Source organism: Pseudonocardia sp. 73-21 (assembly GCF_001899645.1).
Taxonomy (GTDB): Bacteria; Actinomycetota; Actinomycetes; order Mycobacteriales; family Pseudonocardiaceae; genus Pseudonocardia.
Map to the genome: position 1 here is coordinate 71,583 of NZ_MKVV01000104.1, position 11,486 is coordinate 83,068.

General features: G+C 72.9%; 9 protein-coding genes. 5 read left to right on the forward strand and 4 right to left on the reverse strand.

The window, feature by feature from the left end; all coding sequences use genetic code 11:
* From BGP03_RS33480 to BGP03_RS33490, 3 genes are all read right to left on the reverse strand, one after another.
* Positions 1-1,359: an ABC transporter substrate-binding protein gene (locus tag BGP03_RS33480; RefSeq protein ID WP_296374636.1), complete on the reverse strand. Its 1,359-nt coding sequence runs from the start codon at positions 1,357-1,359 to the stop codon at positions 1-3.
* A gap of 12 nt (positions 1,360-1,371) precedes the next feature.
* Entirely contained in the window at positions 1,372-2,478 is a 1,107-nt protein-coding gene (locus BGP03_RS33485) for an ABC transporter ATP-binding protein (RefSeq protein ID WP_298799317.1), read from the reverse strand.
* A 142-nt stretch (positions 2,479-2,620) separates the two neighbouring features.
* Complete coding sequence (locus BGP03_RS33490; protein ID WP_363094976.1) at positions 2,621-3,553, reverse strand: PDR/VanB family oxidoreductase; 933 nt, start codon at positions 3,551-3,553, stop codon at positions 2,621-2,623.
* 233 nt (positions 3,554-3,786) lie between these two features.
* Between BGP03_RS33490 and BGP03_RS33495 the strand changes: the two genes are divergently transcribed.
* Positions 3,787-4,716, forward strand: coding sequence for a LysR family transcriptional regulator (locus BGP03_RS33495; RefSeq protein ID WP_296374639.1), 930 nt, complete (start codon positions 3,787-3,789; stop codon positions 4,714-4,716).
* A gap of 67 nt (positions 4,717-4,783) precedes the next feature.
* Positions 4,784-5,632, forward strand: a complete 849-nt coding sequence (locus BGP03_RS33500) for an MBL fold metallo-hydrolase (RefSeq protein WP_298799316.1) — start codon at positions 4,784-4,786, stop codon at positions 5,630-5,632.
* Positions 5,633-5,641: 9 nt separating this feature from the next.
* Here BGP03_RS33500 and BGP03_RS33505 read toward each other — a convergent pair whose 3' ends face one another.
* Positions 5,642-6,160, reverse strand: a complete 519-nt coding sequence (locus tag BGP03_RS33505; RefSeq protein ID WP_298799315.1) for a YiiD C-terminal domain-containing protein — start codon at positions 6,158-6,160, stop codon at positions 5,642-5,644.
* 206 nt (positions 6,161-6,366) lie between these two features.
* On the opposite strand from BGP03_RS33505, the gene BGP03_RS33510 reads away from it, so the two are divergent.
* The 3 genes from BGP03_RS33510 to BGP03_RS33520 form a co-directional block, all read left to right on the forward strand.
* Positions 6,367-7,572, forward strand: coding sequence for an NAD(P)/FAD-dependent oxidoreductase (locus BGP03_RS33510; RefSeq protein WP_298799314.1), 1,206 nt, complete (start codon positions 6,367-6,369; stop codon positions 7,570-7,572).
* Positions 7,569-8,186 (forward strand): SGNH/GDSL hydrolase family protein, encoded by a 618-nt coding sequence (locus BGP03_RS33515; RefSeq protein WP_298799313.1) that lies wholly within the window; start codon positions 7,569-7,571, stop codon positions 8,184-8,186. The genes BGP03_RS33510 and BGP03_RS33515 overlap by 4 nt, the downstream gene beginning before the upstream one ends.
* A gap of 43 nt (positions 8,187-8,229) precedes the next feature.
* Positions 8,230-11,486, forward strand: a 3,257-nt coding sequence (locus tag BGP03_RS33520) for a beta-ketoacyl synthase N-terminal-like domain-containing protein (RefSeq protein WP_299738751.1), incomplete at its 3' end; no start/stop codon positions are given.

An 11,486-nucleotide genomic window follows, 5' to 3' on the forward strand; every position in this document is an offset into this window, starting at 1 on the left:
TCAGCCGCCCGCCGTCAGCAGGGGAGCGCCCTGCTGTGCGGCCGTGGTGAGCGTGGCCTGGGCGGGGGCGCCCTGCAGCACCACGTTCTCGACGGCCTTCATCATGCCGTCGCGGACCTGCAGGTAGTCGGTGCCGGGGAAGGACACCCAGGGCTCCATCGCGTTCAGCTGCGCGATGTTCGTCTTCACCAGCGGGTTCTTCGCGGCCCAGGCGGCGAGGCTGTTCGGGGGGTCGACCAGTCCGGTGCGCAGCGGGATGTAACCGATCTTGCTCGAGATCATGGTGTAGGCCTGGTCGCTGGTCAGGAACTGGATCAGCTCCCACGCGGCGCGCTGCTTGGCCGGGTCCTTCGACAGGACGAACAGCGCGGCGCCGGAGTTGGTGGGCACCACGGGCTTCCCGGCGAACGCGGGGGTGCCGGTGCCCTGCAGCTCCCAGCCGGCCTTCGCGCCCTTCGCGAACGTGCCCTGCAGCGCGCTGGACTCGAGGATCATGCCCATGTCACCTCGGCCGAAGGTCTCCACAGCCTGCTGCTGGGTGAGCTTCGGCGACGCGCCCGAGGTCACCAGGTCCTGCAGCATCGAGATCGCGCCGACGGCGGGGGCGTCGGCGTAGGTCAGGGTCTTCTTGTCGTCGGAGATCACGTGCCCGCCGTTGGAGCGCACCACGCTCTGCAGGCACCAGTCCTTGGCAGACTGGGTGACGCAGTCGACGTAGGCGCCATCCTTGCCGGTCTTCTGCGCAATGGCCAGGCCGGCGGCCTTGACCTCGTCCCAGGTGGTCGGGGGCTTGGCCGGATCGAGCCCGGCCTGCTTGAACAGGGTGGCGTTGATGAACAGCACCGGGGTGGAGAACACGAACGGCACGCCGTAGGTCTTGCCGTTCAGGTCGCCGAGCGTGGCGGCCTTGGGGGCGAACGGGTGGGCGCCGCCGAAGTTGGCCTGCACCGCGTCGCGGCCGACCAGGTCGTCGAGCGGCTTGGCCCCGAGCTGGTTGACGGCGAAGTCGAGGTCGGAGAAGCCGAGCTGGGCCACGTCGGGCGGGTTGCCCGTCGCCAGCTGCGCCTGCACGCTCGACACCGAATCGGAGGCCGGGTTCGAACTCGAGCCCTGCGGCTTCTGGCCGGTGACGGTGATGTTCGGGTGCTGCTTCCGGAACTCGCCCAGCAGCTCGGTGAACGTGTCGGACCAGGCGCCGGCCTGGCCGAAGTTGTAGCTCTCCAGGGTGATGGACACCTTCTGGTCGGGGGTGAGCCCGGGGGCGAAGGACGTGGCAGCGGAGTCGCTCGCGGCACCGCCGACGCCGCAGCCGGCGAGCAGCAGGGCGGCGGTGGACACCAGGGCGAGTGTTCTCTTCACGGGTGGGGCCTCTCAGCTCTGAACTGCGGTGACGGGGGTGGGGGTGCGGACGAGCCGCCGTCCGCTCCCCGGGTCGAAGAGGTGGACGTGTTCGGGATCGGTCGTGAGCCCGACGGAATCCCCGGCGGCGAGGCCGAGTGGGCGGGGGCCCCGGACGGTGAGCCGGGCCTCGCCGACGAGGCAGTGCGCGACCTCCTCGCTGCCGAGGTTCTCCACCAGCCGCACGACGCCGCGCAGCGGTGCCGTCGACGGGGCGACGAGCGCGAGGTGTTCGGCGCGCACGCCGACCAGGACCTGGCGGGCCCCGTCCTCGGGATCACCGGGCCCCACCGGCAGGTCGACGCCCTCGGCACGCGCATACAGCCCGCCGTCGACGAGGTCGAGCCGCGCGGAGAGCAAGCCCATCGCGGGTGAGCCGATGAACCCGGCGACGAACGTGGTGGCCGGGGCGTCGTAGACCTCCGACGGCGTGCCCACCTGCTCCAGCCGGCCCCGGTTGAGGACGGCGATGCGGGTGGCCATCGTCATGGCCTCGACCTGGTCGTGGGTGACGTGCACGAACGTCGACCCGAGGCGGCGGTGCAGCTCGGTGAGCTCCGCGCGGGTGGCGGTGCGCAGCGTGGCGTCGAGGTTGGACAGCGGCTCGTCGAGCAGGAACGCGCCGGGATCACGGACGAGCGCGCGGGCCAGTGCGACGCGCTGGCGCTGGCCGCCCGACAGCTCCCGGGGGCGGCGCGTGAGCAGCTCGCCCAGGCCCAGGACGCGGGTGACGGTCTCGACCCGGCTGTCGATCTCGGTACGTGGCCGGCGCCGGGCGCGGAGCGGGAAGCCGATGTTGCGGGCCACGGTCAGGTGCGGGTAGAGCGCGTAGCTCTGGAAGACCATGGCGAGGTCGCGGTCGCGCGGCGGGATGTGGGTGATGTCGCGGCCGTCGAGCAGGATCCGCCCGTCGGAGGGCGGGGTGAGGCCCGCGATCATCCGCAGCAGGGTCGACTTGCCGCAGCCGCTGGGCCCCAGCAGCACGAGGAAGTCGCCGTCGGGGATGTCGATCCCGACGTGGTCGACGGCGGTGACCTGCCCGAAACGGCGGGTCAGGCCCTCGATCTGGATTCGGCTCACGTGGATCGGATCCCCTTCGGTGGATGACGGGCGGGATCGGAACACCCGTCGATGGAGTGGAGATGAACCGCGGCGTACCGGCAGTGCGGAGAAATGCCGTGGCGTGCCCGGTGAGCTGCGCCGATAGGCATCGGCAATCGGCTCACAGGTCCAGCTCGAGTACGGGGTCGAGCGACCGCGAGACGCAGACCATCATCGTGGCGCCGTCGGCTCGCTCGGCCTCGTCGAGCACGGAGTCGCGGTGCTCGGGACGCCCGCCGAGCACCGCGGTCTCGCAGGTACCGCAGGTCCCTTCCCGGCACGACTGGAGCACAGTCGCCCCGGCCGACTCGACGGCGGCGAGCACCGTCTGCTCGGCCGTGACGCGTACCGTCGCGCCGGTGCGGCGCAGCCGGACGTCGAACTCGCCCGGGCCGAGCACCGCGCCGGCGTCGCGCGGAGTGAACCGCTCGACGTGCAGCCGGCCGGCGTCGCAGCGCTGCTCCAGCGCGGCCAGCAGGGGTTCCGGTCCGCAGCAGTAGACCAGTGCCTCGGGCGGCGCCGCGGCCAGCGCCGCGTCGAGGTCGAGCAGGCCGTGCTCGTCGTGGGGGCGCAGGTCCACTCGCCAGCCGTGGGCTGCGAGCGCGTCGGCGTAGGCCATGGAGGACCGGTTGCGACCGCCGTAGAGCAGCCGCCAGTCGGCTCCCGCGGCGTCGGCCTCGGCGATCATCGGCAGCAGCGGGGTGATCCCGATCCCGCCCGCCACGAACAGGTAGGCGGGGGCGGGTTCGAGGGCGAAGTGGTTGCGCGGGCCGCGGGCGGTCAGCACGTCACCGACGCCCAGCACGTCGTGCACCAGCGTCGAACCACCGCGGCCTCCGGGTTCGTGCAGCACCGCCACGCTCCACGTCGGGTTGCCGGGGTCTCCGCACAGCGAGTACTGCCGGACCAGGTCCGGGGCGAGCACCAGGTCGATGTGGGCGCCCGGGGTCCACGACGGGAGCGGCGTGTCGGTCGCCGGTCCGAGCTGCAGCTCCCGGACGCCGTCAGCAGGCGAAGAAATGGCCTGTACCTGCAGTTTCAGGTCGGTCGTCACGAGCGGACGGTAGGCAGGCGGCGGGCGCGGAAGGGTCGGCGAGAGCCGGGTCCGATCGGGCGATCGGGCGGTTCGCGGAGATGTCAACCTCCGGCATCCGGACGGTCCCCGACCGGCCGCACGCACGTCACGCACTGTTCGTGAAGCCACCACCGGGTGATGTCCTCGCCCGTCACATGCGCGTCCTACGGTGATTTCCGGGGGCCTGTTGGGGCGGGGGACTGAGGGGCGAGATGGAATTCCGGTACCTGGTGTCGTTCCTGGCCATTGCGGAGGAGCTGCACTTCGGGCGCGCGGCGGCGCGGTTGCACCTGGCGCAACCGTCGCTGAGCCAGCAGTTGCAGCGGCTGGAGCGGGAGGTCGGCGTCGAGCTGGTCAGCCGTACGTCCCACGAGGTGCGCCTGACCCCGGCCGGAGTGGCGTTCCGGGCCGAGGCCGAGCGGATCGTCGGGCAGGCGGCGCGGGCGGTGGAGGCGGCCAAGGCCGCGGCGCAGGGCCGCTCCGGCACGGTCAACGTCGGGTTCAACTTCCCGGCCGGGCTCACCGTCCTGCCGCCGACGCTGGCGCGGCTCACCGCCGACCACCCGAAGGTGCTCGCCCAGCTGTGGGAACGGCGCAGCGGGCCCCAGGTGGAGGCACTGATCCAGAACGAGCTGGACGTCGGGTTCGTCTACGGGCGGCCGATGCCCGCGCAGCTCGAGTCACGGGAGCTGATGACGCTGGCGGTCGTCGCGGTAGTGGCGCCGCAGCATCCGTGGGCCCGGCGCGAGTCGATCTCGATGCTGGAACTGGGGGAACGGCCGTGTGTGCTGTTCCGTCGCGAGCAGAGCCCCGCCATGTACGACGCCATCACCCATGCGGCGGCGCAGGCGGGCAGCAGCCTCAACGTGGCCGAGGAGGTCGACGACCCGCTCGCCACCGGGGTCGTCGTGTCGGCGCGGCCGCTGCTCGGCTTCTGCTCGGCCGCCCGGGCCGCGCGGGCGAGTACACAGGGCCTGGTGTCGGTGCCGCTCACCGGGCCGGTGCCGCGACTGACCCTGCACGCGGTCTGGCGGGCGGGCGGCACCACGCCGGTGATCGACGCGTTCCTGGCCAGCATGGCCGCGGCCGGTCCGTACACCTGGAGGGATCCGGACGTCGACCGGTTGTCGCCCGCGTCATAGGCGGATCGCATCGGGCGTACGGACTTTGCCGCTTGCCCCGGCTGGTCCGACTGCCCATCGTCGGGGCATGCAGCTCACCGTGCTCGGTACCCGATCCGGAATGCCTGCCGAGGGGCAGCCCAGCTCCGGATACCTGGTCGAGGCCGCGGGCAGCCGGCTGCTGCTGGACTGCGGCCCCGGCATCACCACGGCGCTGTCGGCGGTGACGCCCGTCGAGGCGCTGGACGCCGTGGTGATCAGCCACATGCACGCCGACCACTGCTACGACCTGCTCCCGCTCGGCAAGGCACTGCTGCACGCCCGCGCGGCCCGGGTGCTGCGCGAGACGGGTCTCGAGCCGATGCAGGCGCTGGCCGCTCTCGACGCGAGCGCCCCCGGGGTGCCGCTCTACGTGCCGGTCGGGGGCCGGGCGGTGCTCGACCGGCTGGCGGCGCTGTTCCCCGTCGCGACGTTCCCGTTGCTGGACAAGGCGTTCGACATCGCCTTCGACGTCCGCGAGTACGCGCCGGGAGCCGCGTTCACGACCGGTGGGTGCGCGGTCTCGCTGCACCCCGGCCGCCACGCGGCCCCCAACTGCGGCGCCCGCGTCGAGTCGCCGTCGGGCACGCTCGCCTACACCGGTGACACCGGTCTCGCCGAGGGTCTGGCTGGCCTCGCGCACGGGGTGGACCTGCTGCTCGCCGAGGCCACCCTCGACGCCACCGATCACGGCCCGCACGGCCACCTCAGCGCGGCCGACGCCGGTGGGGTCGCCGCGGAGAACGGGGCGGGCGAGCTGGTGCTGACCCACTTCGCCACGGGCGACCCGCAGGTGCTGCAGCGCCGCCGGGTGGCGGCGGAGGCGGTCTTTGCGGGCCGCGTCCACATCGCGCGACCGGGCCTGCGTCTCCCGGTGGCGGCGCGCATCGCCGGGTGACGGCCGCGGTCAGCCGGCTGTGACCCAGGCCACGTAGTCCAGGTCCATCCGCGCCACCAGCACCCCGGCGTCATCGTGCATGAGGGCGGTGCCCTTCAGCTCGAAGCGTTCCGTGGCGCGGCGGGCCAGCACCGCGGCCACCGTCTGCGTGTCGACGGTGGCGCGGGCCCGGATGCCGCCGCTCGGGGGCTTGAGGAAGGCCTCCCGGCTCTCGCGCAGCACGAACCGCTCCACGTGGGCGATGCGCGGGGCCATCGCCCCCGAGAACGCGCCGGCGCCCGCGACCTCGGCCGTCAGGAACATCGCGCCCGCGTGGATGGTGCCGAAGTGGTTCATCAGCTCGGGACGGACGGGCAGCTGCGCCACCGCGTACTCGGGGGTGAGCTCGGTGATCCGGACCCCGACGAAGCTGTTGAACGGCACCATCGAGTCGACGACCGAGCGCAGCTGCTCCAGGTCCGTCGGGTCGGCACCGGGAGCCGAGAGCCGGGCCACGGTGGCGGTCAGGGGGTTCGTGTCGGTTGGCATGGCCGCAATTAGCCCCGCGGAACGTGGACAGAATGTGAACGGAATGTTCACCGGTGTCGAAACAAATGCGTCCGAATCGCTTCGGCGGCCGGGTTGATCGGCCGCCGAAATGGCGCGATCGGTGCGCCCCATCGCACATTGACAGCAATTGTCGGCCCCCGTAGATCTTAATGCACCGATTTCCCGACCGAGGAGTACACGTCGACATGTACGACGCCATCGTCGTCGGTGCCCGGTGCGCCGGCTCGCCGCTCGCCATGCTGCTCTCGCGCCAGGGCCACCGCGTGCTGGTCCTCGACCGCACCGCCCTGCCCGCCGACACCGTCTCCACCCACTACCTGCAGCAGTACGGGCTCTCCCGGCTGCAGCGCTGGGGCCTGCTCGACGAGGTGCTGGCCACGGGTGTCACCCCGATCACGAACATGACCGTCTCCTTCGGTGACGCGGCCATCGACGGCTTCGCCGGCCCGATCGACGGCATCACGTCGACGATCGCGCCGCGCCGCACGGCGCTCGACCCGATCCTGCTCGACGCCGCCGAGGCCGCGGGCGCCGAGGTCCGCCTCGGGTTCACCGTCACCGAGCTCGTGTTCTCCGACGGCCGGGTCGTCGGGGTGCGGGGTCGCGAGGCCGACGGCCGCGAGGTCGAGGAGCGGGCCACCGTGGTGGTCGGGGCCGACGGCCGCGGCTCGCTGGTGGCCGACGCCGTGGGCGCCGGGACGTACAACACCGTGCCCGCCGCGTGCTTCATCTACTACAGCTACTTCTCCGGCATGGACGTGCAGTTCCACAGCCGCATCGGCGACCGTGAGCAGTTCGGCGCCTGGCCCACCAACGACGGCAACACGCTCGTCGCCGTGATGCGCCGCCGCGACCGGTTCGGCGAGTTCCGCCACGACGTCGAGGGCAACTTCCACGAGATCATCGCCACGATCGACCCGGAGATCGCCGGACAGGTGCGCGACGCCACGCAGGTGGAGGGCTTCCACGGCATCCGCTACGCCGACAACTTCTACCGCGTCAGCCAGGGCCCGGGCTGGGCGCTCGTCGGCGACGCCGGCTACCACAAGGACCCGTTCACGGGTAAGGGCATCTCCGACTGCTTCGTGCACTCGGAGATGCTGGCCGGGCGCATCCACGAGGGCCTCGCCGGCGAGCGTCCGATGGCCGACGCGCTGGCCGCCTACCAGGCCGAGCGCGACGACGAGAGCCGCTCCGGCTACGACTTCACCACGATGATCTCGGAGCTGGAGCTCACCCCGCAGCTCGCGGCGCTGGTCAAGGCCGTGAGCCTCGACGAGGCCGCGACCACCCAGTTCTTCACGATGGTCGGCGGCGGCATCACCGGCGAGGAGTTCTTCGCGCCCGAGAACGTCGCGCGGATCATGTCGGGCGCCGGGGTGGCGGCGTGACCGCCTACTCGATGGTCGTCCTGGGCGACAGCTTCGCCGAGGGTCGCGGCGACCCCGGCCCCGACGGAACCCACGTCGGCTGGGTGCCGCGGGTGGCGCGGCTGCTCGGCATCGCCGAGTCGGCCGTGCTCAACCTCGGCGCCTACGGCGCGCTCACCCAGGACGTCGTGGACACCCAGCTCGCGCAGGTCGCCGACGTCGAGACGCCGCTGCTGGGCGTCGCCGTCGGTGGCAACGACCTCGTCCGCGCCTACGACCCGGACCGGTTCCGGGCCAACCTCCGCACGATCTTCGAGGCAGTGCTGAACAACCCCGGCGCCGCCCCCGGCCGCACGGTGTTCACCCACGACTACCCCGACATCCCCGGCCGGATCCCCGGCCTGCCCGACGAGACCCGCACGCTGCTGCGCGGGCGCTTCGACGAGGCCAACGCGTTCCTCGCCGACCTCTGCACGGAACTGGGTGTGCGCTGCTACGCGCTCGCCACCGCCGACCTCACCCGCGACGCCGCGATGTGGTACCCGGACGGCATTCATCCCTCCTCTCTCGGACACCGCACCATCGCGGTGGAGATCGCCACAATGTTGTCGGCCGTCGCACCCGCAGAACTGTGAACAGCATCCATTGTTGTGATGACGCCAACGGAAAGAGATATCGGTGACCGACGCGACCGCACGATCCGACCGACGGCTGGCCGCCGACCCGATCGCCATCGTCGGAATGGCCGGCTTGTTCCCCAACGCCTCGAACTACCGTGACTACTGGCAGAACATCGTCGACGCCGTCGACTGCACCACCGACGTCCCGGAGACGCACTGGCGTTCGGAGGACTACTTCGACCCCGAGCCGTCGGCGGACCCGTCGCGTCCCGACACCACCTACTGCACCCGCGGCGGGTTCATCCCCGCCACGGAGTTCTCGCCGGGCGAGTTCGGGATGCCGCCCAACCAGCTCGAGGTGACCACCACCGTCCAGCTGCTGAGCCTGATCGTCGCGCGTGACGTGCTGCGCGACGCCGGTGCCACAGGATCGGAGTGGTATGACCCCGCGCGGACGGGCGTGGTGTTGGGCGTCACCGGGCCGATGCCGCTGACCCACCCCATGGCCGCCCGCCTCGAGACCCCGGTGCTCAAGGAGGTGGTACGCAGCTGCGGTCTCTCCGACGCCGACGCGGAGGCCATCGCCGAGAAGTACCTGCTGGCCTTCCCGCCGTGGGAGGAGAACACGTTCCCCGGCCTGCTCGGCAACGTCACCGCCGGTCGGATCGCCAACCGCCTGGACCTGGGCGGCATGAACTGTGCCGTCGACGCCGCCTGCGCCAGCTCGCTCTCGGCACTGCGCCTGGCGTGCAGCGAGCTGTCCGAGGGCCGCGCCGACCTGATGATCACCGGTGGCTGCGACACCGAGAACACGATCTTCGGCTACATGTGCTTCTCCCGCACGCACGCCCTGTCCAAGGGCGGCAGGATCAAGCCCTTCGACGACACCGCCGACGGCACGCTCGTCGGCGAGGGCATCGGCATGCTGGCGCTCAAGCGCCTCGCCGACGCCGAGCGCGACGGCGACCGCGTCTACGCCGTGATCCGCGGCATCGGCTCGTCGAGCGACGGACGCTTCGGCAGCATCTACGCCCCCCGCGCGTCGGGCCAGGAGCTCGCGCTGCGCCGCGCCTACGTCGACGCCGACTGCGAGCCCGGCTCCGTCGGGCTGTTCGAGGGCCACGCCACCGGCACCGCCGTCGGGGACCGCACCGAGCTCACCGCGCTGGGCGCCGTCCTCGAGGGCGCGCCGGCCGCGTCGGCCGCGATCGGCAGCGTCAAGTCGCAGATCGGGCACACCAAGGGCGCTGCGGGCACCGCGAGCCTGATGAAGCTCGCGCTGGGCCTGCACCACAAGGTGCTGCCGCCGACGATCAACGTCGAGACCCCCAACCGCGCCCTCGGCGCCGACTCCCCGCTCTACCTCAACACCCGCGTCCGCCCGTGGATCGCCGACCCGCACCGCCCGCGCCGCGCGGCCGCGTCGGCGATGGGCTTCGGCGGCACCAACTTCCACGTGGTGCTGCAGGAGGCCGGCGCCGAGCGCGGTGCGGTGCTGCACCGCGGCGCCCGAGCGCACGTCTGGCACGCCCCCGACGCCGACGCGCTCATGGCGCTGCTCCGCTCGGATGCTCCGGTGTCCGACGACGTCGTGCCCGCCGACCACGCCCGCGTCGGCTTCGTCTCCCGCACCGACGACGAGGCCGCGGAACTCCGCGCCCTCGCCGTGGACCTGATCGCGGGGGAGAGCGCCACGCACCCGCGCGGCATCCACTACCGGCGCCGCGCGCTGCCCGAGGTCAAGGTCGGTGCGCTGTTCGCCGGCCAGGGCAGCCAGTACGTCGACATGGGTCTGCGCGCCGCCTGCGACCTGCCGCCCGTCGGTGCCGCCTTCGACGCCGCCAACGCCGCGTTCCCCGCGGGTGACCTCGCGTCCGTGGTGTTCCCGCCGCCGCTGTTCGGCGAGACGGTGGATCACGAGGCCGCGCTGCGCCGCACCGAGTACGCCCAGCCCGCCATCGGTGCACTGGCCATCGGCCAGTTCCGCGTGCTGCGCGAGCTGGGGCTCGAGTGCTCGGGTTTCCTCGGCCACAGCTTCGGTGAGCTCGTCGCGCTGTGGGCCGCCGGCGCTCTGTCGGATGAGGACGTCGTCCGGCTCGCCCGCGCCCGCGGCGCCGCCATGGCCCCGCCCGCCGACCGGCCCGACTACGACGCCGGCGCCATGGCCGCGGTCGCCGCCGGCCGCGCCGAGGTCGAGGAGATCCTGGCCGCCCACCCCGGGGTCACGGTCTGCAACGACAACGCCCCCGACCAGGTCGTCATCGGCGGCCCGACCGCCGCGGTGGCCGCCGCCGTCGAGGCGCTGGGCTCCCGCGCCCGCCCGCTGCCGGTGGCCGCCGCGTTCCACACCGAGGCCGTCGGGCACGCGGTGGACGCCTTCCGCGAGGCACTGTCCGATGTGGAGATCGGCCGCCCGGCCGGCCGGCTCGTCGCGAACACCGACGGTGCCTCCTACGGCGACGACGCCGACGCCAACCGCACGGTGCTGGCCGAGCAGCTGCGCCGGCCCGTCGAGTTCGCGACCGGGCTGCGGCGCCTCGCCGACGACGGCGTCACGGTGCTCGTGGAGTTCGGGCCCAAGCAGGTGCTCACCGGGCTCGCCCGGCGCACGCTGAGCGAGGACGTCATCACGATCCCGACCGACGCCGGGATCTCCGGTGACTCGCCGGGATCGAACAGCACCGCGGCGCTGCTGAGCGCGGCCGTCCGGCTCACCGTGCTCGGTGCGCCGCTGACCGGGCTCAACCGGCACGCCGCCGCGCCGTTCGAACCCGTTGCGCCGCAGGGCATGACGGTGACCCTCACGGGCATGACCCACCGCCCGACGGCCCGCAGCGAGGCCTACCAGGCCGCGTTGCGCGACGGCTACCGCGTCGCGCAGCCGGCGGCCCCGTCACCGGTCGTCCCCGCGGTGCCGGACCCGGCGCCGACTGCCGGGCGGGTGGCCCCCTCGGCGTCGTCGCCTGCGCCGGTCGCGCGCGTCGAGCCGGTGGCCGCGGTCCCGGCGTCCGGCGCGCCGGTGGGGGCACCGGCCGATCACAGGGCCGACCGAGGGGCCGATCACACGGCCGATCACATGGACCTCCACACCCGCTACCTCGACAGCCAGCTCCGCATCACCGAGGGGCTCGTCGCGGTGCTGGGCCGCCAGCCCGCCGAGGCGCCGCTCGACCCGTTCGTGCTGGCCGCGGTCGAGTCGGTCACGGCCTCGACGGTGGCGATCAGCCGCGGGCACACGCGGGCCAACGAGGTGCTCGCGTCCCTGGCCGGGCTCGCCCCCGCGCCGGCGGGCCCCGTCCCCACCCCCGCCTCGGC

Bases quoted from the DNA above. Each gene is read 5' to 3' on its own strand.
- BGP03_RS33495 (WP_296374639.1), top strand. From the start codon at position 3,787: ATGGAATTCCGGTACCTGGTGTCGTTCCTGGCCATTGCGGAGGAGCTG.
- BGP03_RS33500 (WP_298799316.1), top strand. From the start codon at position 4,784: ATGCAGCTCACCGTGCTCGGTACCCGATCCGGAATGCCTGCCGAGGGG.
- BGP03_RS33505 (WP_298799315.1), bottom strand. From the start codon at position 6,160: ATGCCAACCGACACGAACCCCCTGACCGCCACCGTGGCCCGGCTCTCG.
- BGP03_RS33510 (WP_298799314.1), top strand. From the start codon at position 6,367: ATGTACGACGCCATCGTCGTCGGTGCCCGGTGCGCCGGCTCGCCGCTC.